Genomic DNA, 22,061 nt, shown 5'->3' with positions numbered 1-22,061 from the left:
CGAGTGCAAATTGGCGCTCGTCCACCCTAGACCGCGAACCGCTACGAAGGCCGCGCGATCCGGTGCGAGCGATCCCACCGCCCGCCGAACGTGGCGCCCGGGAAGGCTGGTCGGACGCGTCAGGCATCGTCGGAAGCGGTGAGCGCGGCGGCGAGGCCGTCGATGGCCCGGGCCTGTTCGAGGTCGAGCACGGTGATCCCACCGGCGTCGTGGGTGCTGAGGGCGAACGTGACCCGTCGCCACCGGATGTCGATATCCGGATGGTGATCCATCTCCTCGGCCACCGCGGCGACCCGCCGGACGAGCTCGATGCCGGCGAGAAAGCTCGGTGCGGTCACAGTGCGCCGGATCGCGCCGTCGGCGAGGGCCCAGGCGGGCAGGCCCCGCAGCCCCTCGGTGATCTCGTCCGTGGACAGCGGCGTCGGGCGTGCCATGCGGACTCCTCGGGGGTGACCGGACGGTCGCCGCCCACGCCGGACGGCCCTGTCCAGCCTAGTGCGACGCCCGCCAGGATCCACCCGCCCGCGGGACCACTGGCCGGCGGCGGCGCCGCCCACTAGCCGATACAGCCCGCGGCTACTTCACGCAGCCGGCGGCGGCCGACACGGGCGCCTGGGTGTAGTACGGCACCGTGGCGCCCGGTGTCCGGGCCGCGGCGGTCGGCGTGGCGATGACCGAGGTGTCACCGGTGACCAGGTCCTCGCCGACGACCAGGGTGAGCATCCCGCTGGTGGCCGAGGCGGTGGCCGAGGAACTGGCCGGCGACGTCGTCGGGACTCCGCCGGAAGCGCCGGCGTCCTCGGTGTTCGGGACCAGGCGGGCCCCGGGGATGTCGGCGAGCAGCCGGCTGGCCGCGGCGGCCTGGCTGCGCGGGTAGAGCACCTCGGTGCTGGCGACCGCGCGCGAGGAGTTGGTGCCGACGCGGACCACCTGGTAGCCGGCGGCGCGCAGCTTGGTCGCCACCTTGTTGGCGGTGCCGCCGGTCGGGCTGCCGTTGAGCACGGTCACCCGGATCTGGCTCGGCGCGACGGTCGGGCTCGGCGCCACCGACGGCGTGGGCGATCCCGCGGCGGGCGCGGTGTCGTCGCCGGCGATGATCTGCTGGATGAACGCGCGGACCATGCCCGGGTCGTAGAGGGCGTAGTAGACCGGGGCGGACTGGGCACCGGACAGCGGGATCGTGGTGAAGTGCACCTGCCCGGCGTTCATCGCGTGCAGCCGCTCGGCGAGGGTCCGCAGATCGGTCAGGCTCGTGCCGGAGTCGACCGTGATCGCGCCGGTGACGGCGTTCAGGAACCCGGCGAGCTTCGCCGGGTCGGTGAGCAGGTTCCCGCTGTTGACCTTCCGGAAGACCGCCGCGAGAAACGCCTGCTGACGCTGGATCCGGGAGTAGTCGCCGTTGGCGAAGCCGTGCCGCTGCCGCACGAACGCCAACGCGTTGTCGCCCTCCAGCAGGTTGGCGCCCACCTGCCCGCGGAACCCGGACATCGGGTCGTTGAGGTTGGTCGACGTCTTCCCGTCCTCGGCGACGTATTCCTTGAACGGGTCCTTGACCATGCAGACCTCGACCCCGCCGAGCACGTCGCTCATCTGCTTGAAGCCGCTGAAGTCGATCTCGGCGAAATGGTCGATGCGCACGTTGGTGACGTTCTCCAGGGTCCGCAGCAACAGCGCCGGGCCGCCGAGGTTGAACGCCGAGTTGATCTTGTCGGTGTGCGCCGAGTGGTGCTTTCCCTTCGAGTCGGTGAACGCCGGGATGGTCACCTTGAGGTCGCGCGGGACCGAGACCAGGGTCGTCGAGCCGTTGGACCCCAGATAACCGATCATCATCGTGTCCGAGCGGGCGCCGCCGACCTCGGCCGAGTCCGCGCCGGTGCGCACGTCCGAGCCGACCAGCAGCCAGGTCTCCCGCCCGTGCGGGATCGCCGGCGGGCGGGTCCCCTCGACCCGCCCGGCGCTCAGGTCGGTGCGGCTCAGCTGCGTCTCGTAGTACTTCGTGGCGCCGTAGCCGAGCCCGATGACGAGGAACAACGCGCACGACACGATCCCGGCGAGCCCGACAATCAGCGCCCTGACGAGGCCTCGCGGTCGACGAGGCGAGCCGCCGTCCGCCTCGGGCCGTGGGCTCAGTTCCGGGGGCAGCTCCCCGCCGCCGTCGAGCTCGATCACCGCCGTCGGCGCCTCGCTGGCCGCGACGGCCGCCGGTTCCGCGGCGCCACCGCTCTCGGCCACCGCGACCGTCGTGGGTCGTCCGCCGTCACGCGGTCTGGGGAGTGCCGTGGTGGCGGGCGCGTCCACCGGCTGGTCCGCCCCGGTGGGCGGCGGCGCGGGGACGGCCTGCGCGGGCTCGGGCTCGCCAGCCAGCTGCGCGAGGCGAGCGCGCGGCGACATCCGGCCGATCCCCGCCGGGTCACCACGATGGGCGGCGCCGAGCGGCGCGGCCCGGCGCCTGGCGGTCCCCGGGTCACCCGGCCCGCGGTCGCCGGCCCTGCTCGGGACGCGGTCGCCCGCCGGCTCCCGCTCCGGCGCGACCACCGGCTTCTGGGCGGCCACCGGCTTCTGGACCGCCACGAGCTCCTGCGCGGCTGCGGGCTTCTGGGCGGCCTCAGCGGTCCGCGGCGCGTCCGCCGGCTCCGTCGGCTGATCGCCGGAGAGCACCTCTGGACCGCTCACACGGACGACCTCTCGACCGACTGACGGGTACCGGGCGGGACCAGGCGCGCGGCCCGGCTACCCGGGATCTCTACCCGACAATTGTTAAGAACTTCGACCCTACCCACCGCCTTTTACGGCCGGCTCACCGCCGGTCGCCGCGACATGGTGACGGCCGTCTCAATCCGCACGTCAGCGGCCCGCCTCCGTGCGCGGTGTGGCCCTGGCGGCGGCCGGTCAGGCGGTCGGCTGGGCGTCCGGGTCCGGCACGGTCTGGGCGGCGTCCCAGAACTGCTCGAAGTGGTGGCGGTGCTCCGCGACCATGTCGTCGCGAAGGACCAGCTGGGTGCCGACGATCGTCGGCCGGCCGTCGCCGCGTGGGTCCATCCGCGAGATGGTGGCCACCTGGTAGCAGACCTCGTTGTCGAACAGGATGAAGTCCGTCACCGTGCTGGGCGGCACCGACGGCAGCAGGTCCGACGGCAGGATGCGGACCTCGACGCCGACCGCCGTGTGCTGCCGGCACACGGCCCGCAACGACGGGTCATCCGACGTGATCGCGCGGTTGAGCACGAAGATCCGCCGGATCCGCACCCCCCGGCCGACCGCGTCCTGCTGCGACTCCAGGTACCGAAGGCCCGGCTCGCTCTCCCAGAAGCCGTCCTCATAACCCTGCGTCCCGGCGTCGACGCTCGGGAGGCTGGTCGCGTCGATGGTGTCGCGCGCGGCCCTGGTCAGGCTGAGCAGCCACTCGTTCTCCTCGGCCGGATACGAGACGTGCCCGTTGCCGAGCTCCTTGAGCAGCCGGGACATCCGCCGGATCTCGCCGTGCGCGAAGTCGTAGCGCAGCCGCGCCTCGGGGCCGATCTGGACGGCGTTGCGGAAGAACTCGATCAGCTCCTCGCGGTTCGAGGTCCGCTCGAACAGGTCGACCACCTGGCTGACCCCGGTCATGCGCCGCTCGATCAGCGCCGTCATCCGGTCGCCGTGCTCGCGCAGCCCCCGTTCCACCCCTTCGATCCGCTGCTCGAAATCGATGAGGAACTGGACGACGAGCGCCACGCCGCCGAGAAACGCGGAGAGAGTGAGCTGCCAGATCAGCGGCTGGTCGGTGAGGTTGGTGATGAGAAAAGCGACAAACCCGGTGGCCGCGGCCACGATCACCCGTCGGACCACGCTCTGCACTGCCGTAAACCGCGGTGGCGACCCCTCGGAACTCATAACCTATCTGTCTGTCCTTCCCATCCACGGCTGAGCAGACCGATCATCGAGAGCGCCAGCTGGTCCCTGATCTGGTCGACCAGGCTCGTCCACTGCCGGCTGAATCCGGGACGGCGGTCGAGGCCGGCCCAGACCGGCGCCAGCTCCTCGGCCACATGGGCCCCGGGCATCCACAGCGGCAGCAGATGCGTCACCACCGGGCGCGACCGGCGTATCAGCTCCTCCCCCGACGTTCCGCCCGCCCGCGCACCGTCGACGACGCGGCCGACGGTGGTGAGCAGCCAGTCGTGCAGCGCCACGTCCTCACACAGCCGGACCGCTGGCGCCGGGTCACGACCCGACACGGTGAGCGAAATAGTACGCAACGCATCATCGTGAATCGCGAATATCGCGGAATCCGCCCGAATAGGGCCATCCTGGTCATCGACGCGGATCGCGAAGCGCAGCCGGGTACGCTGCGCGCGCAGTCCGAGACCCCGGTCGAGCGCCGGATGGCCCTGGACCTGGTCAAGGACCGCCGCCGCCGCGCCGCCGAGGTCGAGCTCCGGGCCGCCGGGCGCCGCTTCGGGCCGCAGGAAGCCGGCGGCGAGGTCGTCCGGGGCGGCCTTGGCTGACGCGTACACGACACCGGGAGTGGCCAGAAAGTCCGACCAGGGCGGCCGGAAGTCCCAGTCCCGGGTGGCGACCGCGGTCCAGGCGCTGGCCTGGAGCACCCGCCCCCCGAGGACGGCCGCGCCGGCCAGCACCGTGCCGACGGTCTCGACCCGGCGGCGCTGACCGGAGGCCAGCAGGCAGTGCACCCCGGTGACCAGCTCGGGCGACCGGGCGTACGCGATCGGCCGGGTGGCGAGCCGGACCCGGCCCGCCGGCTTCAGCCGCAGTACCTCCTGCGCCGTCGCCCCGGTGATCGGCACCGAGTTGCGCAACACCGTGGTGCGGACCTCACCGAGCAGCAGCCAGGGCCGGCCGGGCTCCGGCGCCGCGAGCCGCCCCGGCGCCGGCGCGGCGCCCCGGGCGACCGGAACGGCGCCCTGAGTGGGCGACTGGCCGGCCCGCGGCATCAGGAGCCCAGGAAGACGTACGAAAGCCTGTCGGGAACGGCCCGCGGCAACGGCGTCCCCTCCTGGCCGGCGCGCGTCAGCGCCTGCTCGGCGACCACGGGGTCGGTGGCGACCTGGGCGAGGATCGTGCGCACCGCGTGCTCGACCGGGAAGAACCGGGAGTCCAGCACGGACATCGCCCGGTACGCGCAGAACGGCGCGACCCGGTCGGCCAGCTGGATCACCGGTGGCAGCTCGGCCCAGCGGTTCGGCAGCGCCTCGACATCCATCCGGACCGGGTTCACGGCGCCGCGCCCCTCGACCCGCAGCAGCCCGAGCCGCAGCAGTTGCCAGACCCCGGCCAGCATCGGGCACGACCACACCCGCGCGTCGCGCGGCACGTCCCACAGCTCGACGTCGACGAACACCGAGTGCCGGCGCGCCGCGTTCTCCCGCGGCGGGGCCCACGGCGTCTCGCCGGCCATCGCGGCGGCCGGGCGGGCGCCGTCCGCGCCGGGTGTCCGCTCGCCGTTGGACAGCCAGCCGATCTGCGCGGGCGTGGGACGCACGCCGGTCGCGCCGAACGGCGGATCGGCCACCAGGGCCGCCTCGACCAGCGCGGCAAGCGAGACCTCACCGTCGTCGTCCGCCGGGTACGAACCCGCGCCGCCGGCGGCCGGCCGCGACGCCGGGCCCGGTCGGGACGGGCGCGGCGCGGTGGCGCACGCCGACTCGCGGGCGACGTAGTCGACCCGCAGCCCGGCGCCGGCCGCGGCGGTGACCAGCTGGCCGATCACGTCGGCCGGGGAGCCCGGCGCGCTGAAGTAGTCGTCGATGAGCAGGCAGGTGCTCACCCGCAGCCGGGCCTGCGGTACCCGGGCCACCGCGGCCAGCCGTGGCGGGTCGACCCAGGGCGCGATCCGCGCGAAATGCGCCCCGAGATCGGCGTCCGGCGCGGTCAGGTCCTCCATGTAGAGGTGGCCGAGCTCGACCGACAGGTGCGCGAGCGGCACGGCCTCGACCCGCGGCTCGGCGCTCGTCTCGCGGAACACGGTGTCCACGCCGCCCGCCACCAGACCGTCCGGCGCGTGCTCGCTCAGAGCCCGCTCCAGAACACGTCGTCGACCAGGCGGCGGGCGACCTGGTCGAACGCCTGGGTGGTCTCGGTGTTGGCGACACCGGCGAGGTGCACGTCGTTGTCGGTGATCAGCTGTTCGCGCCACTGCAGCAGCGGGTCGAGCGGCACCTCGGCGAGCAGCGCGGTGCGCCCGACGCCCAGCTTCGCCGCGAGCTCCTGCAGGTCACGGTTGCAGTCCTGCAGCCAGGCGGCCTGGGTGGGGCGCAGGCCGGCCAGCTGGGCCGAGCCGGGGTCGAGCACCGCCGTGCGCACGAACCGCATCGCGTCCTCCAGCTCGACCCGGTCGTGGCCGCAGCGCTTGCCGACGTCGAGCAGCCCGTTCTCCTCGAAGGCGAGCCCCGCGGCGGCGATGATGTGCTGGCGGGTCCAGCGGTGGAACAGCAGCCAGCGGGCCCGGACGGCGGCGAGCGCGTCACTGGCGGTGGCCGCCAGCGACATCTCGGCCGCGTAGGACCGCCCGGCGCTCAGGTCGACGAAGATGACGTCGAACTCGTCGTCGAGCCGCAGGAACAGCCGCCGGCACTGGTCGGCCAGGCCGTTGCTCGCCGGGAACTCCCCGCCACCCTTGTCTCCCGGCACGAGCACGAGCCGGCCGGACGAGAGCGGGTGGCGGCGCAGCTCACGACGGTCCGACCGGGACCAGATGTCGATCTGCTCGGGCTCGCTGGCCTGCCCGGCGAAGTAGGAGTGCAGGCCGGCGCCGGACGCCGTGCCATGGCTGGCCATCTCGATACCGAAGATCGCGCCCGACGTCGGCGAGCCGAAGTCGAAGTCGAGGTAGCAGACGTCATGGCCACGCAGCGCGAGGCGGTAGGCGACGTTACAGCCGGTGACCGACCGGCCGGTGCCGCCCTTGTCCGAGACCGCGAACACCAGCACGCGTCAGCCGCTCCTGGTGACCCGGCGCCGGGCGACGACCAGGCGGTCGATCTCCAGGAGAACCTGGTTCAGGATCGCGATGGCGGTACCCGGCCGGTTCGTGCTCAGCTCCTTGGCCCGGTCGAGCTGGTCACCGATCAGCTCCAGCTCGTTGAGCATCGCCTGCCCGGCCGTCATCGAGCCGAAGAGCAGTTCCTGGTTGTAGAGGTGGTCGGCCTCGTTGAGCAGGTCCTGACAGTCGGCGACCAGGCCCGGCCCGCGCAGCGGCTCCGCCTCGACCGCGCCGGCGGAGACACACAGGCACTCGGCGACTCGCTCGGTCAGGTACCAGGACGGCAGCTCGTGATGGCTCTCCACCCCCGAGAACGCCTGAGCCGGGTCGTCCCACAGCCCGGAGCCGGGACCACCGGCGATGCGCCGGACCGCCAGGTGGTCCCACACGTCGTCGGACAGGTCGAGCAGCCGGTTGCGCAGGTCGGTGCCGCGGGCGACGGTGGCCAGCCTGGTGGAGCGCTTGAGCAGGGCGGTCGAGAAGTCCGTCACCGGCCAGACGACCTGCGGGCCGAACTCCTCCGCGCCGTAGAGGTTGAGCTCGACGCCGGAGACGTGCAGGTCGATGGCGGGGTCGTCGGTGACCGCGCGCCGGGTGACGCGGCCACGGCCGGCGAGCTCGCGCAGGATCTCACCGACACGGCCGAGCTCGGAGTCGACTGCCCGGCGGCGGATCAGCTCAGAGGAGACGACGGAGGACACCAGGACCGAGTAGTAGTCGGACTCGCGGCCGTCGGTGGTCCGCCACGGGATGTCCTCCAGCGGCCAGCGGCCGGCGCCGAACATGGCGACCGTTCCCCAGTAGCGCTGGGTCAGCTCCCACCTCAGCTGCAGCAGCCGCGCGATGCGTTGCTGCTCGTCGTTGAGCAGGTTGAGAATCTGGGTGCGCGCCGAGAAGAGGTCCTCAAGGCCGTCGAGAGCGGTCACCGTGAAGTACAGGAACGGACGGTCCTCGGCGACGCCCTCCGGCTGCGCGATCGAGGGGCGCAGTGTCTCCAGGACGTCGACGGCCGGCGAGCCTGCGATCACACCCCAGGACCAGCCGCACTCGAACAGCAGGTTGTCGTTGTCGAGCACCTCGCCACGGCCCGAGCCGACGTTCAGGTCGCGCAGGCCGGCTCGTACCTGCCGAAGCGCGTTGCGCAGGTCCCGCTCCAGCTCGGACTGCGGCACTCCGGCCTGGTTCGCGGTTCGGACGAGCGCCTCGCCCTGTTCCGAGCCGGCCGGGAAGGCCTGGATGGAGAAGCTGCGCATCAGGCCGACCATCGCGGCGGTCAGCCGCAGGCTCGCCGCCTCCTCCACGGCCCGCAGTTCGTCGAGCAGCCGGCCGCGCCGGACGGTGGCGCGGAAGCCGCGGACGAAACCGATCGCCGCGAGCATCAGGGTGATCGACATGGAGAACGAGTCGACCACGTCCAGCGAGCGCTGATGCGCGGTCAGTGCTTCGCTGGAGTTGCGGGACCGGAAGTAGCTGCCTCCCGCGAAGGTCGGGGTCCCGTCCGCATTGGTGTACCGCTCCAGGTACTCGCCCAGCCGGCGGACCAGCATCTTCGGGATCTCGACCGAGTCGCCGAGCGTGGTTAACGCCTCCAGCACGTCCGACGCGGTGTGGTCCGGCTGGTCAAGCCGGAAACCGTCGACGATGGACGCCGGATACATCAGGCAGAGCAGCTGCTCCGCGTCGCTGATGGAGTTCTCCGCGTCTCGGCCGCCCCATTGCCACTTGGGTGCCTCATAGGAGTACTCGGCAGCCGCTTTCCACAGCTCCAGCAGGCGCTGCCGCGGTTCTACCCGCACTGTCCTGGCCTTTCCCCTGCTACCGAGCGGTCTTTGTGCCGAGCGCGACGATCATTCCGGTGTAGCCCTCGCGAAGCGGATTGTCCGCCAGCGCGATTCTTTCCACAACCACCTCGGTCCGGGCCGAGAGCCGGGTCCTGACGTCCTCCAGGCTCACCGGCACCGCGGGGAAGTGCTCGGTGCCGACCTCGTAGCCCGTCGACCTCTCCATGAAGGCCGCGGCGAATGGCGCGCCGGGGCGCAGCGCGTCGACGAACCCGTCGACGGCGGCCGCGAACTCCTGCCGGCGAGACGAGATCGACTCGGCGACGAAGAACATCGTCGCCAGGTCCCAGCGCTCGTGACGGCGGTCGAACAGGCTGCCCTGCACCACCGAGGTCACCCGGGCCAGCTCCGCCCTCGGGTCGGCCACCGCGGCGTACGCGGGCCGCCGGGTCAGCAGCTCCCAGAAGGGATCCCAGCTCCGGCCGAACTCCTTGACCTCTCCGCGCAGCCATTCGCAGTTGCTGGGTGAGTACTCGACGAGTTCCAGATGGTCGACCCAGGGCAGCATGGCGAGAGCGGGGTAGAGGTTCGGCCCAGCGCCGAGATCGGCGCCGACGAGACCGGAATCCCGCGGGTCCTCACCGCGCGCCGCGAAGTGGGTGGCGAAATGGTCCCGCACCCGTTCGAGAATCTGCTGGTCGTCGGCGCGCAACGTCTTGTAGTTGTGGTCGACATAGGCGGTCGGGTCGAACCGGTCCCACTGAAAGTCGGCATTACCGAGGAGGTCGCCCGCTCGCTCGGAGTGGCGCCGCTCCTGCTCCGGCAGGGCGCCGCTTGTCCGCTCCGCGGGCCGTGCGGGACCGTTGGACGAGCTTCGCGCCGTTGTGGACATGGGAACTGCCTTCTCGTTTTGCGGGGACAGGGATCAGCTGACATGCGCCGCTTCACGAACAGGTCCGCCGGCGGGGAGTGCGCCACGGACCACGGCGGAGTTGGAGCAGACTCCGGGCGACACCCCGGCTTCCGGCGGTGGCCGTACAACCCAGGCTACGTCAACAGGCTACGCGTGTTGTGCACGGACGGTCACGATTTTGGATCCTGATGGTGTCAGGATGACATCCCCCCATGCCCCAACGCCACCGACCACGCCGACCACCGCTCTGGGCGACCGGATTGGGTCATTCTTGCATAGCCCGGATCGACCCCCGGCAGCAGGTCAGGCACGTTTTGACACCGCCGGCCGCCGTCAGCTCGGTTAGCGAATTTTGCGGATCGCCGAAACACAATCGACATCTGCCTCATGATGACCCCAGCACCGGGAACGGTACGTAACACGCCGATCACCGTGATCGGCTGGGCAGCTCGGCCGTCGGCAGGGAACGGGACACCGCGCAATGGACAGACTGAGTAGTTGGACGGGGCAGCCTCAGGACGGAGCCGGCCGCGGCCCGGCACGCGCCCGTGGTGGGCCGGACGGGCCACAGCCGGACCATAGGAAGGCGCCCCCTCCCACGGGTGGGCGGGTGGCCTGGGCGCCGCCATCCCAGATCCGGGCGCTGCGGCCGAGCGAGATCACCGTGGTCGCCGAGCTGGACCAGAAGATCTTCGGGAGCCTCGCCTACCCGTTCTTCGTGCTGCGCCAGCTGTCCGACGTGCACCAGGACGACCTGCTGGTGCTGGAGGAGCACGGGGTGTTGCGCGGCTACTCGTTCGGGGTCACCGGGTCGGTCGCCGGGCTCGGCTGGATTCTCGGGCTCGGCGTGGAGCCGGCGGCGCGTGGCCGCGGCTACGGCGAGCGCCTGATGCGGGCCTCGTTCGAGCGGCTGGCCACCCACCGGGTGGACCGGGTCCGGCTGACCGTCGACGGCGAGAACGAGGCGGCCGTCGGCCTCTACCGCAAGCTGGGTTTCACCCTGCTGCGCGAGGTGGAGAACTACCTGGGCCCGGGCGAGTCCCGCCTGCTGCTGGAGGCGTCCGTCCCGGCACTGACCGGACGGCCGACGCCGGGCGCCACCGACCACGTCGAGGCCTGACCCGCCCGAGCCCACCGGGACCAGCACATCGGGCTACGGCGGAGCCTCCAACGCAGACCGGCTGGGCCAGGTCCGAGGACCCGGCCCAGCCGGTGTGTCGCGCGGGCGCCAGGACCTGTGCGGTCCCGGCGCGGTGCGGGACTAGCGCTTGCCCGTGAGGGAGGCGCGCAGGAACTCCTTGTTCAGCCGGGCGATGCTCGACTGCGGGATGCCCTTGGGGCACGCGTTCGTGCACTCGCCGGTGTTCGTGCAGCCGCCGAAGCCCTCGGCGTCCATCTGCTCGACCATGTTCAGCACCCGGCTCGCCCGCTCCGGCTGGCCCTGGGGCAGCACGTTGAGGTGCGAGATCTTCGCCGAGACGAACAGCATCGACGACCCGTTCGGGCAGGCGGCGACGCAGGCGCCGCAGCCGATGCACTCCGCGTTCTCGAACGCGAGGTCCGCGTCCGGCTTCGGCACCAGCTGGGAGTGCGCCTCCGGGGCAGCGCCGGTGGAGACGCTGACGTAGCCGCCGGACTGGATGATCCGGTCGAACGCCGACCGGTCGACCATCAGGTCCTTGACCACGGGGAACGCCGCCGACCGCCACGGCTCGACCACGATCGTGTCGCCGTCGGAGAACGAGCGCATGTGCAGCTGACAGGTCGTGGTCAGGGTCTGCGGGCCGTGCGGGGCACCGTTGACCACCATGCCGCAGGAGCCGCAGATGCCCTCGCGACAGTCGTGGTCGAAGGTGACCGGGATCGCCCCGTCGAGGATGAGCTTCTCGTTGAGGACGTCGAGCATCTCCAGGAACGACATGTCAGGGCTGACGTCGTCCAGCTGGTAGTCGACGAGCTCGCCCGGGGCCTCCGGGCCGGTCTGCCGCCAGATGCGCAGGGTGAGTTTCATGCGTAGCTCCGCTGGGCCAGGTGCACTTCGTCGAACTGGAGGATTTCCCGGTGCAGCACCGGCTGGCTGCCGACGCCGGTGAACTCCCAGGCGGCCGCGTAGGCGAAGTTCTCGTCGTCGCGCAGCGCCTCGCCGTCGGGGGTCTGGCTCTCCTCGCGGAAGTGGCCGCCGCACGACTCGGCGCGGTGCAGGGCGTCGAGGACCAGCAGCTCGCCGAACTCGATGAAGTCCGCGATGCGGTTCGCCTTCTCCAGCGACTGGTTGAGCTCGGCGCCGGTGCCGGGAACCTTGACCCGGGTCCAGAACTCCTCGCGCAGCTCGGCGATCCGGGCCAGCGCCTTGCGCAGGCCCGTGTCGTTGCGGGCCATGCCGCAGTTGTCCCAGATCAGGTCGCCGAGCTCCTTGTGGAAGGAGTCGGGCGTCCGGTCGCCGTTCACCGCGAGCAGCTTCGTCAGCCGCTCGCTGCTCTCGGTGTGCGCCGCGACGGCCTCGGGGGCCGCCGCGTCGACCGGGGCGAGCTTGGTCGAGGCCAGGTAGTTGCCCAGCATGGGCGGCAGGACGAAGTAGCCGTCCGCGAGGCCCTGCATGAGCGCCGAGGCGCCGAGCCGGTTCGCGCCGTGGTCGGAGAAGTTCGCCTCGCCGATCACGAAGAGGCCCGGGATGGTGGACTGCAGGTCGTAGTCGACCCAGAGCCCGCCCATCGTGTAGTGGATCGCCGGGTAGATCCGCATCGGAACCCTGTACGGGTTCTCGCCGGTGATCCGCTGGTACATGTCGAACAGGTTGCCGTACTTCTCGCGGACCTTGTCCTCGCCGAGCCGCTTGATCGCGTCGGCGAAGTCCAGGTAGACGCCGAGCCCGCCGGGGCCGACGCCGCGGCCCTCGTCGCAGACGTTCTTGGCGGCACGCGAGGCGATGTCACGCGGGACCAGGTTGCCGAACGCCGGGTAGATCCGCTCCAGGTAGTAGTCGCGGTCCTCCTCGGGGATCAGGTCCGGGCTGCGGGTGTCGCCGGTCTCCTTCGGCACCCAGATCCGGCCGTCGTTACGCAGCGACTCGGACATCAGGGTGAGCTTCGACTGGTAGTCGCCGGAGCGCGGGATGCAGGTCGGGTGGATCTGCGTGTAGCAGGGGTTCGCCAGGTACGCGCCCCGCTTGTGCGCCCGCCAGATCGCGCTCGCGTTGGAGTTCTTGGCGTTCGTCGACAGGTAGAACACGTTGCCGTAGCCGCCGGAGGCGAGCACCACGGCGTCGGCCATGTAGGTCGAGACCTCGCCGGTGACCAGGTCACGGGCGATGATGCCGCGGGCCCGGCCGTCGATGACGACCAGGTCGAGCATCTCGTGGCGGGCGTGCATCTCGACGTTGCCGGCGTCGATCTGGCGCGACAGCGCCTGGTAGGCGCCGAGCAGCAGCTGCTGGCCCGTCTGGCCGCGGGCGTAGAAGGTGCGCTGCACCTGCACGCCGCCGAACGACCGGGTGTCGAGCAGGCCCGAGTACTCGCGGGCGAACGGGACGCCCTGGGCGACGCACTGGTCGATGATCTGGACCGAGACCTCGGCGAGCCGGTGGACGTTCGACTCGCGGGCGCGGAAGTCACCGCCCTTGATGGTGTCGTAGAACAGCCGGCGGACCGAGTCGCCGTCGTTGCGGTAGTTCTTGGCCGCGTTGATGCCGCCCTGCGCGGCGATCGAGTGCGCCCGGCGCGGCGAGTCCTGGAAGCAGAACTGGATGACGTGGTAGCCCTGCTCGGCCAGCGTCGCGCCGGCCGAGCCGCCGGCCAGGCCGGTGCCGACGACGATCACCTTGTGCTTGCGGCGGTTGGCCGGGTTGACCAGCTTCGCCTCGAACTTGCGCCGGCTCCAGCGCGTCTCGATCGGGCCGTCCGGAGCGGCCTTGTCGACCAGGTCCTCGCCGAGCGTGAAGGGCATCGCCGCCTCGGCACCGGTGATGCTCACCGGAGCCGCTTCCGCCGAGTCGTTCTCTGTGGACATTGACTACCTCACCAGCCCTGCGAGGACCGCGATCGGGACAGACAGGAAGCCGAGCGTGATCACGGCCGCCAGCACGCCGGCCGTCGCCTTGTAGGCGGTCGCCTTGCTGGCACTGGAGACGGCGCCAAGCGTGCGGGCGGCACTCCAGAAGCCGTGAGCGATGTGCAGGCACAGCGCCAGCATCGCGACGATGTACGCCACGGCGATGTACCAGTGCGACGGCGAGAAGTCGGCGACGACGTTGTCGTAGGGCTTTCCTTCGACCCCGTGCGGGTTCGCGACCAGCGCCGTCAGGTCGAGGATGTGGTAGATGATGAACAGCCCGAGGATGATCCCGCCGAACCGCATGGTGTTCGTCGCGTAGCTCGCGGTCGGGCGCAGCCGGTGCGCGTACTTCGCGGGCCGGGCCTGCAGGTCCCGCTTGCTCAGCTGGTAGGCGCTGACCGCGTGCAGGACGACGATCACGACCAGGCCGAACCGCTGGATCCACAGATACCAGGCGTTGTGCAGGATCGGGTGGCCGATGGTGCGCAGCCAGGCGGCGTAAGCGTCGAAGTCCGTCCGCCCAAAGAAGATCTTGAGATTGCCCAACATGTGGACAATGAGGAAGAGCAGCATGAGCAGGCCGGTGGTGGCCATGACTGCCTTCTTGCCGATGTTCGACCGCCACAGGGCCGTCACGGCTGAGGGGCGACCTACCCGGGTCGCCGCGGTCTCTACTGCCACGGCGGCGACCGTACGGGCGCCGCGAGCCAATGGTCCAAGACATGAAGATGCTCGTCTCAATAGCCCAGGGCTATGGTGCGGGTGTGCAGCTCCAGCAGCTGGCCTACTTCGTCGCCGTGGCCGAGACAAAGCACTTCACGAGGGCCGCCGCGCGCGTTCACGTAGCCCAGCCATCACTCTCCGCGCAAATCCGCGCCCTGGAGACGGAGCTCGGCAGCCCCCTGTTCAACCGGGCTAGGGGGAATATCACACTCACCGCGGCGGGTGAAGCGCTCCTTCCGCTGGCCCGAAAGATCCTCGCGGACGCCGACATGGCTCGCCGTGAGGTTCAGGAACTGACCGATCTGCGGCGAGGAACGGTCCGGGTCGGCGCCACCCCGAGCCTGTGCACCGGCATGCTGCCCGAAGTGCTGCGGTTGTTCCGGCAGCGTTATCCCGGCATCCAGCTGCTCGTCGAGGAGGGCGGCTCGCGCGACCTGGTCGGCGAGCTCGCGGTCGGCGCCCTCGACCTCGCCCTGATCATCCTGCCGCTGCAGGGCAGCGACCCGGCGCTCGCGACCGCCCCGCTGCTGCGCGAGGACCTCGTCGTCATCTCCTCCCCCGACGGGCCGCCGCCGGTGCGCACCGCCCAGATGGCGGTGGAGGACCTCCGGGACCGGCCGCTGGTGATGTTCCGCCGCGGCTACGACCTGCGCGACTTCACCGTCGGCGCCTGCCGGGCGGCCGGCTTCGAGCCGACGTTCGCGATCGAGGGCGGCGAGATGGACGCGGTCTGCGGGTTCGTGATGGCGGGCCTGGGCATCGCCGTGATCCCGAGCATGGTCGCGTTCCGGCAGCCGCTGCGGACGACGCCGTTCGCCGCGCCCGGTTTACACCGCACGATCGGGCTGGCGCACCGGCGCGACGTCGAGCCACCGCGGGCGGCCCGTGAGCTGCGGGCCACGCTGGTCGACTTCGTCGCCAACGCCGCCGCGGCCGACATGCTGCCGCCGGGCGTCCGCCCGGCGCCGGGGGTGCGGCGCGGCGCCGACGGCCACATGTGGACCGCGGGCCTCGACCGCCAGCCTGGTCTCGAGGGCGCGGTCGCCGATCCACCGACTCCGCGGGCCAGCTAACCGGCCTCGCTGCGGACGACCGGCATCAGGACGTAGCGGAACCCGTCGTCGTCCTTGCCGGTGATGATCGCGGGCAGCCGGGCCGCCTCGTCCGGGTCGGAGGCCGCGAAGCCGATGGTCACCTCGTCGCCGTCGACGGCACCGAGCCCGTCGAGCAGGTAGGTGGGGTTGTACCAGGCGACCAGGTCCGGCCCGTCGTAGTCGATCGGCACCGAGTCGGTCGCCGCCGCGAGGCTGAGCGGGCCGGAGTCGCCCGCCGTGGTGGTGCCCGCGTCCGGACCGACGTCGGCCGTGAGGACGCCGGCCGAGAACGTCAGGCGTACCACCGGACCGGTACGCGGGGCGACGACGGCGACGCGGCGGATGGCCGCGGCGAGCGGCGCGATCTGTGCGCCGACGCAGAGCCCGACGCTCTCGGGGAAGAGCCGCCGGTAGTGCGGGAACGTCCCGTCCACGAGGCGGACGACGATGCGGCGCGCCCCGGTCGACAGCCCGAACCGGGGGCCGCCGTCGTCGTCGGCGCCGAGGCCGAGCGCGAGCCGCGACGCGGCGGTCGGGATGCGGGCGAGTTCGGCGAGCAGCCGGGCCGGGACGTGCGCGACAGCCTCCGGGTCCCGTACCGAGGGCTGCCAGGGGATGGTGCGCACCGCGAGCCGGTAGCGGTCGGTCGCGACCAGGGTGAGGCCACGGCCGGCGAGCTCGAGGCGCAGCGCGGTCAGGACCGGGAACGTCTCGTCACGCGCGGCGGCCGGGACGACCTGGTTGACCGCCGCGGCGAACCCGAGCGTGTCCACCTCACCGACCGGCGGCGGGAAGGTCGGCAGCGCCGGGTAGTCCTCCAGCGGCAGGATCGGCACCCGGTAGTGGGCTCCGGCCGCGCGGACGAGCAGCCAGCCCTCGTCGACGGACAGTCGCACCGTCTCGTCGGGCAGGCTGCGCATGATGTCCGCCACCAGCCGGCCGGGCACCAGGGCCCCACCCGGCACGGCGGCGGACGCCTCGACGGTCGCGGTCACCGCGACCTGGTAGTCGAACGCGGACAGGGTCAGCCGCTCCCCCGCGTCCACCCGCATCCCGGCGATCGCCACGATGCCCGGCGCCATCCGCGCGGGCAGATGGCGGGCCACCCACCCCGCGGCCTCCGCGAACTCCGCCCGCGGCACCGTGACCCTCATGGGCCGACTCGCCCGGCCTCGGCCCCGGAAATCGTGGCCCCAGAAATCGTGCGACCGGAGGCCACCATGCTGACCGTCATGGTCGGATTCTCCCGCGTCACGAACCGAATTCCCGGTATATCGCCCGTGTCGGCCACCGGCGTCGTCGACCACGCTGCGCCACCACCACCCTGGGGCCACCCCCGGCGCCGGCCGGGGCCACCGGGCGGCGGCGACGGGCGCGGGCGGGTGGCGGCGATCGACGGATCTGCTCACCGCCGCGCCGGTCTACCTTCATCACTCCTGGATCACAGGGAACACGCTGGGCGAAGCCACTATAGGAACACCCAAATCCCACTTGTCGCCGTCCGGACCACACGGGCCCAACAGATCGGCGCCGCCTGGCCCGAATCGTCGTCATTGTGGGTGACGTGAGGACGAGCCCGGTCCACCTGCCCCAGCCCCCGGCGTCCGAGTCTTCTGCCGCTCGGCCACCTGTCCCCTCGGCCCGTCGCCACACGGTCGGTAATCGGCCCCGACGGTGGCGGCGACCCCACCCGGCCGCGGCACTGTCGGTCGTGGCCTGTCTCGTCGCGCTCGTGGCACTGGACGGGTGCGCCACCCCCAGCCAGGCCGACACCGGGCACGGCGGCTGCACGTCGCCGGGGGTCAGCCGCGACCAGATCCAGCTGGGCATGGTCTACCCGAACTCGGGCAACGCCGAGTCGCTGTTCGGCTCGTTCCGGGCCGGCGTGGACGCCCGCCTCGGCGTGGCGAACGCCGCCGGCGGGGTGCGCGGCCGGAAGGTGACCTACAGCTGGCAGGACGACGAGTCGACCCTCCAGATGAACCTGGCAGCGGCGTCCTCGCTGGTCAACAGCGGTGTCTTCGCCATGTTGGAGTCGACGTCGGTCGCGACCGGCTCGGCCGCGTACCTGCACAGCCAGGGAATCCCGGTGGTGGGCTCGTCCCTGGAGGAGCCGTGGACGGTCTACGACAACATGTTCAGCTACTCGAACCTGCTGGCGGCGTCGGGCTCCGTGTCGACCTATGGCGACTTCATCGCCAGCCACGGCGGACACCGGGCCGTCATCGTCGTCTCGCGGTTCGTCCCGACCTCGGTGGCCTTCGCCGCCGAGCTGACCGCGAGCCTGAAGTCCGTGGGCATTCCCGTCGTGGCGACCGTCGACGCGACCTCGCCCATCAACTACGTCAACCTGGGCAAGCAGATCAAGGACAGCGGGGCCGACACCCTGGTCGGCTCGGTCGCGGGCCCCGCCTTCGGCCAGTCCGTGCTGGCCGCGATCGGCGCCCAGGCGGGCATCAAGGTCTCGTTGTCCCCCGCCGGCTACGACGCACGGATGCTCAACCTGTTCAAGACGGTCATCGCGGGGGCGTACTTCGTCGTCGACTTCCTGCCCTTCGAGGCGGACCAACCGGCCCATCGCGAGTTCCTGGCGGCGATGGCGCAGTACGCCCCGGAGACCCAGCCCGCGAACCAGCAGGCCGCGCTCGCCGGCTGGATCTCGGGCGACATCATGCTGCGCGGCCTGCAGGCGTCCGGCGACTGCCCGACCAGGGCCGGGCTGATCTCGGCGCTGCGGGCGGTACACGGCTACACGGCCGACGGGCTGCTGACGCAGCCGATCGACTTCCGCGCCGACTTCGGCAAGCTCACCCGCTGCCTGAGCTTCGTTCAGGTCAGCGCCGACGGCCGGCACTTCACGCCGGTGGACCCGATGCCCCAGTGCGGCCGGCTGATCTCCAGGTAGCCAAGCGCTCGCGCCTGGGCCCGCCATCCGGGACGATGGGCTGACGGTACGTGGCAGGCCGAGCGGCCACCGCGACCAGTCGGCACCAGCCAGCGACCGTTCCGGGGCCCGGCCCGCCGACGTGACGCGGGACACACGAGCGATCGTCACGGAAAGTGGCGGATCGCTGGCGGAATTTGACCGTGGCGCAACCAGCCCACCCCTGCGTCCCACCACGGGCCGACGGTTCAGACAAACCAGGCTCAAATCTCCGCCGTTACTCCGTGGAAATACGCGAGACACCACGGCGGAACGGGTGATGCGGAACCTGCCGCCTTGGGCCTCTCCCCCGCCGGTGCCCAGCTCCGCTCTGGTACCGCGCCGCCCAGGAGGCCGCCAGCTTCCGATCCAGCACAGGGACAGGCGGGACATGCCGTTCAACATCGGCGCGATCGACTCCGGAGACACGGCGTGGCTGCTCGCCAGCTCCGCACTGGTGCTCGTGATGACGCCCGGTCTTGCGTTCTTCTACGGCGGCATGGTCCGCGTCGAGAACGTCCTCGGCATGCTCATGCAGAACTTCTTCTGTATGGGGATCGTGAGCCTGCTGTGGGTGACCTGCACCTACAGCATCGCGTTCGGCGGGCAGAACGCGTACTTCGGCGGCCTGCACTTCGCCGGGCTGCAGCACATGAACGAGCAGGTCCCCGGGTACGCCGGCGCGGCGGCGCAGACGATCCCGCCGATCGTGTTCGCCGCGTTCCAGCTCATGTTCGCCATCATCACCCCGGCGCTGATCACCGGCGGCCCGGCGGACCGGTTCCGGTTCGGGCCGTTCGCGACCTTCATCATCCTGTGGTCGGTCCTGGTCTACGCCCCGGTCGCGCACTGGGTCTTCTCGCCGACCGGCTGGCTGTTCAAGCACGGCGCCGAGGACTTCGCCGGCGGGACCGTGGTGCACGCCAACGCCGGCGCGGCGGCGCTCGCGATCGCGATCGTGGTCGGCAAGCGCCGGGGCTGGCCGGACGGCAACTTCCGGCCGCACAACGTGCCGTTCGTGCTGCTCGGCGCCGGGCTGCTCTGGTTCGGCTGGTTCGGGTTCAACGCGGGCTCCGCGCTGAAGGCCAACGAGCTCGCCGGCTACGCGTTCATGAACACCAACACCGCGACCGCCTGCGCGCTGCTCGGCTGGATCCTGCTGGAGAAGATCCGCGACAAGCGGGCGACCACGCTCGGCGCCGCGTCCGGTGCCGTCGCCGGCCTGGTGGCGATCACCCCGGCCGCGGGCTTCGTGACGCCGGTCGGCTCCATCTTCATCGGGTTCATCGCCGGCATCGCGTGCGCGTCCGTCACCGGGATCAAGGGCAAGATCGGCATCGACGACGCGCTCGACGTCGGCGCGGTGCACCTGGTCGGCGGGAGCCTGGGGGCGCTGCTGATCGGCTTCTGGGGCTCGACGGACACCGGCGGCGTGGACGGCTTCTTCTACGGCGGCGGGTTCACCCTGCTCGGGAAGCAGGCGGAGGCCGTCGCCGCCGTGGTCACCTACTCGTTCGTCGTCACGCTGGTCATCGGCACGGTGATCCGGATGTTCGTCCGGATGCGGCTGTCCGTCGACGAGGAGAAGGAAGGCATGGACATCGCGCTGCACGGCGAGCGCGCCTACGATTTCTGACCCCGGCCGCCTCGGCGGTTTCGGCCGGTCTGGCCGGCGCTCGGCGCAACCGGTAGGTTCGGCGGCGTTCCAGCCGGACGGGGAAGGTTGTCGATGAGCGTCGGTCCGCAGGTCGTCGTCGGCATTCTCATGCTCGTCGGGCTGGTGGGGATCGTCGCGCCGGTCCTGCCGGGCCAGCTGATCATCCTCGGCGCCGGCCTGTGGTGGACCATCGCCGACGGCGGCGGGGCGCGGTGGGTCTTCTTCGCCGTGATGGTCGTGCTCGCCATCCTCGGCACCGTGGCCAAGTACGTGCTGCCGGCGCGGGCCACCGCCGGCCGGGGCGCGCCCTGGACGACGCTGCTGATCGGCGCCGTCGGCGCGGTCGTCGGGTTCTTCGTCATCCCGGTGGTCGGCCTGATCGTCGGCGGCCTGCTCGGCATCTACCTGGCCGAGCTGGTCCGGCTCAAGGACGCCAAGGAAGCCCTCGCCTCGACCTGGGCGGCCCTCGTCGGCATCGGCATCGGCATGCTCGTCGAGCTGACCGCCGGGGTGCTGGCGACGCTCACCTGGCTCGTCGGCGCCCTCGTGCTCTGAGCCACCCGCCCGGGGCCGTCCCGACATTCCGGGGCATAATCATCAGGCGTCAGACCCACGGTCGACGCCCCACCCAGGGACCCATCCGGCCGCGGTGAACGGCGCCCTCGACGGGCGGGATCCGCTGGCAGCCCGGAGAATCGTCCGGCCGGGCCGGTCGGGGTCGTACCGGTCGCTGACCTCGGCATCCGGTCCAGCCGGGCTCGATCTCAGCGTTGGGGGACGCATGGAGGGCAGCACGGACCGGCCGGCCGGTCCGCTCGGGGGTGAGCCCGCCGGCCTGACGCGGCGGACCGGCCTGCTGGCGCTCGCCACGGCGGCCCTCGCGGGCGCCGGTGCCGCCGCCTGTGCCGGGACACGGACGCCGGCCCACCCCGCGCCGACCGCCGCGCCACCACGCGTCCGCGTCATGATCGTGGGCGATTCGATCACGCACCAGTCGGCCGGCGACTACACCTGGCGCTACCGGCTGGCGACACACCTCTACCAGACGGCCCCCGGCCGGGTCGCCTTCGTCGGGGACCGTGACGACGTCTGGGACAACGTCGCCGACAAGGGCGGCTGCTACGCCTACGTCAACCCGAACTTCGACCGCCGCCACCACGCCCGCTGGGGCGACTCGCTGCGCAACGAGACGCCGACCATCGAAAGCGTGGTCCGCGCCCACCCGGCCGACGTCATGCTGGTCGCGATGGGCGCGAACGACCTGTCGTACTGGACGAACCCCCCGGACACGATCACGCTACTGAAGCGGTACGTCGACAACGTCCGGGCCGCGAACCCGAAGATGACGTTCGTCCTCGGCCATGTGCTGGCCCGGGCCGACTTCCGTGACTTCAGCTTCAACCTGCCGGCGGCCGGCGTCTTCAACCAGCTTCTCGACGCCCAGGCCCCCGGCTGGTCGACACCGGCTTCCAAGGTCGTCGTCGCCCGTTCCGACCTCGGCTGGGATCCGCGGATCCACGCCTGGGACGGCTCGCACCCGACCCCGGACGGCGAGATGCTCATCGCCCGCGGCTTCGCCGACGCGCTGGCCGGCCTCGGCATCGGGGCACGGTTCGGGCCGATCCCCGCCCACATCCCCTGGCCGGGCGTCGGAGGCACACCGGCCGTCGTCCCCGCCCCACGGGCCGCGGGCCGGGTCACGCTGACCTGGCCGCCGACGCCCGGGGCGACCCAGTACCTGGTCGAGCGCCGGGTGCTGTCCTGGAACGAGCCGGACTTCGTGCGCCAGCCCGGCTCGGTCTCCGGATACACCTGGACGTCGGAGCGCCTGCTGCCCGGGGTGACCGTCGCCTACCGCGTCGTGCCCTGGAAGGGCCGGATGGGCGGCCTTCCCGGCCCCGCCGCCACCTTCACCGTCGGCGCCTTAACGTGATGTCC

Annotated in this window: 18 protein-coding genes; 6 read left to right on the top strand and 12 right to left on the bottom strand. The window is 71.6% G+C overall.

All coding sequences use genetic code 11. The features are described 5' to 3' along the window. Nucleotides 1-119 precede the first annotated feature (119 nt). The 8 genes from FRAEUI1C_RS10400 to FRAEUI1C_RS10365 all read right to left on the bottom strand — a co-directional run bounded on the left by FRAEUI1C_RS10400 (nt 120) and on the right by FRAEUI1C_RS10365 (nt 9,655). The gene (locus tag FRAEUI1C_RS10400) at nt 120-434 is read right to left on the bottom strand and encodes a 4a-hydroxytetrahydrobiopterin dehydratase (protein ID WP_013423256.1); all 315 of its coding nucleotides are present in this window, start codon (nt 432-434) and stop codon (nt 120-122) included. Nucleotides 435-576: 142 nt separating this feature from the next. Continuing rightward, complete coding sequence (locus FRAEUI1C_RS36090) at nt 577-2,673, bottom strand: LCP family protein (RefSeq protein ID WP_013423255.1); 2,097 nt, start codon at nt 2,671-2,673, stop codon at nt 577-579. Nucleotides 2,674-2,889: 216 nt separating this feature from the next. Then, nucleotides 2,890-3,837, bottom strand: coding sequence for a DUF6879 family protein (locus FRAEUI1C_RS10390; RefSeq protein ID WP_157734886.1), 948 nt, complete (start codon nt 3,835-3,837; stop codon nt 2,890-2,892). A gap of 32 nt (nt 3,838-3,869) precedes the next feature. Continuing rightward, nucleotides 3,870-4,934, bottom strand: a complete 1,065-nt coding sequence (locus FRAEUI1C_RS10385) for an SCO2521 family protein (protein WP_013423253.1) — start codon at nt 4,932-4,934, stop codon at nt 3,870-3,872. Further along, nucleotides 4,934-5,974 carry an SCO2522 family protein gene (locus FRAEUI1C_RS10380; protein ID WP_232425370.1) on the bottom strand — a complete coding sequence of 347 codons (1,041 nt, stop codon included), beginning with the start codon at nt 5,972-5,974 and terminating at the stop codon, nt 4,934-4,936. Before FRAEUI1C_RS10380 ends, FRAEUI1C_RS10385 begins: the two co-directional genes overlap by 1 nt. 35 nt (nt 5,975-6,009) lie before the next feature. Continuing rightward, nucleotides 6,010-6,930 carry an SCO2523 family variant P-loop protein gene (locus FRAEUI1C_RS10375; RefSeq protein WP_013423251.1) on the bottom strand — a complete coding sequence of 307 codons (921 nt, stop codon included), beginning with the start codon at nt 6,928-6,930 and terminating at the stop codon, nt 6,010-6,012. A gap of 3 nt (nt 6,931-6,933) precedes the next feature. Next, nucleotides 6,934-8,778: an SCO2524 family protein gene (locus FRAEUI1C_RS10370; protein WP_013423250.1), complete on the bottom strand. Its 1,845-nt coding sequence runs from the start codon at nt 8,776-8,778 to the stop codon at nt 6,934-6,936. Between the two features lie 19 nt (nt 8,779-8,797). Beyond that, nucleotides 8,798-9,655: an SCO2525 family SAM-dependent methyltransferase gene (locus tag FRAEUI1C_RS10365; protein ID WP_013423249.1), complete on the bottom strand. Its 858-nt coding sequence runs from the start codon at nt 9,653-9,655 to the stop codon at nt 8,798-8,800. A 631-nt stretch (nt 9,656-10,286) separates the two neighbouring features. Here FRAEUI1C_RS10365 and FRAEUI1C_RS10360 point away from each other — a divergent pair. Then, nucleotides 10,287-10,796, top strand: a complete 510-nt coding sequence (locus FRAEUI1C_RS10360; RefSeq protein ID WP_013423248.1) for a GNAT family N-acetyltransferase — start codon at nt 10,287-10,289, stop codon at nt 10,794-10,796. A gap of 141 nt (nt 10,797-10,937) precedes the next feature. Here FRAEUI1C_RS10360 and FRAEUI1C_RS10355 read toward each other — a convergent pair whose 3' ends face one another. The 3 genes from FRAEUI1C_RS10355 to FRAEUI1C_RS10345 all read right to left on the bottom strand — a co-directional run bounded on the left by FRAEUI1C_RS10355 (nt 10,938) and on the right by FRAEUI1C_RS10345 (nt 14,407). Then, a complete protein-coding gene (locus tag FRAEUI1C_RS10355) occupies nt 10,938-11,687 on the bottom strand; it encodes a succinate dehydrogenase/fumarate reductase iron-sulfur subunit (protein WP_013423247.1) in 750 nt (249 codons plus the stop codon). Next, nucleotides 11,684-13,618 carry a fumarate reductase/succinate dehydrogenase flavoprotein subunit gene (locus FRAEUI1C_RS10350; protein ID WP_041260568.1) on the bottom strand — a complete coding sequence of 645 codons (1,935 nt, stop codon included), beginning with the start codon at nt 13,616-13,618 and terminating at the stop codon, nt 11,684-11,686. Before FRAEUI1C_RS10350 ends, FRAEUI1C_RS10355 begins: the two co-directional genes overlap by 4 nt. A gap of 66 nt (nt 13,619-13,684) precedes the next feature. Next, entirely contained in the window at nt 13,685-14,407 is a 723-nt protein-coding gene (locus tag FRAEUI1C_RS10345; RefSeq protein ID WP_013423245.1) for a succinate dehydrogenase cytochrome b subunit, read from the bottom strand. A gap of 41 nt (nt 14,408-14,448) precedes the next feature. Between FRAEUI1C_RS10345 and FRAEUI1C_RS10340 the strand changes: the two genes are divergently transcribed. Then, nucleotides 14,449-15,522, top strand: a complete 1,074-nt coding sequence (locus FRAEUI1C_RS10340; protein ID WP_013423244.1) for a LysR family transcriptional regulator — start codon at nt 14,449-14,451, stop codon at nt 15,520-15,522. Here FRAEUI1C_RS10340 and dnaN read toward each other — a convergent pair. Beyond that, nucleotides 15,519-16,697 carry a DNA polymerase III subunit beta gene (gene dnaN, locus FRAEUI1C_RS10335; RefSeq protein ID WP_013423243.1) on the bottom strand — a complete coding sequence of 393 codons (1,179 nt, stop codon included), beginning with the start codon at nt 16,695-16,697 and terminating at the stop codon, nt 15,519-15,521. The two genes, FRAEUI1C_RS10340 and dnaN, sit on opposite strands and share 4 nt — an antisense overlap. Before the next feature lie 578 nt (nt 16,698-17,275). Here dnaN and FRAEUI1C_RS10330 point away from each other — a divergent pair. From FRAEUI1C_RS10330 to FRAEUI1C_RS10315, 4 genes are all read left to right on the top strand, one after another. After that, nucleotides 17,276-18,448 (top strand): ABC transporter substrate-binding protein, encoded by a 1,173-nt coding sequence (locus FRAEUI1C_RS10330; RefSeq protein WP_232425369.1) that lies wholly within the window; start codon nt 17,276-17,278, stop codon nt 18,446-18,448. 409 nt (nt 18,449-18,857) lie between these two features. Further along, nucleotides 18,858-20,102 carry an ammonium transporter gene (locus FRAEUI1C_RS10325; protein ID WP_013423241.1) on the top strand — a complete coding sequence of 415 codons (1,245 nt, stop codon included), beginning with the start codon at nt 18,858-18,860 and terminating at the stop codon, nt 20,100-20,102. Between the two features lie 93 nt (nt 20,103-20,195). After that, the gene (locus FRAEUI1C_RS10320; protein WP_013423240.1) at nt 20,196-20,678 is read left to right on the top strand and encodes a DUF456 domain-containing protein; all 483 of its coding nucleotides are present in this window, start codon (nt 20,196-20,198) and stop codon (nt 20,676-20,678) included. A gap of 226 nt (nt 20,679-20,904) precedes the next feature. Continuing rightward, entirely contained in the window at nt 20,905-22,056 is a 1,152-nt protein-coding gene (locus FRAEUI1C_RS10315; protein ID WP_013423239.1) for a GDSL-type esterase/lipase family protein, read from the top strand. The last annotated feature ends 5 nt before the right edge of the window (nt 22,057-22,061 follow it).

The sequence above is a fragment of the Pseudofrankia inefficax genome (assembly GCF_000166135.1).
In the GTDB taxonomy this organism is placed as follows: domain Bacteria; phylum Actinomycetota; class Actinomycetes; order Frankiales; family Frankiaceae; genus Pseudofrankia; species Pseudofrankia inefficax.
This window is presented reverse-complemented; position numbering and strand designations above follow the sequence as displayed.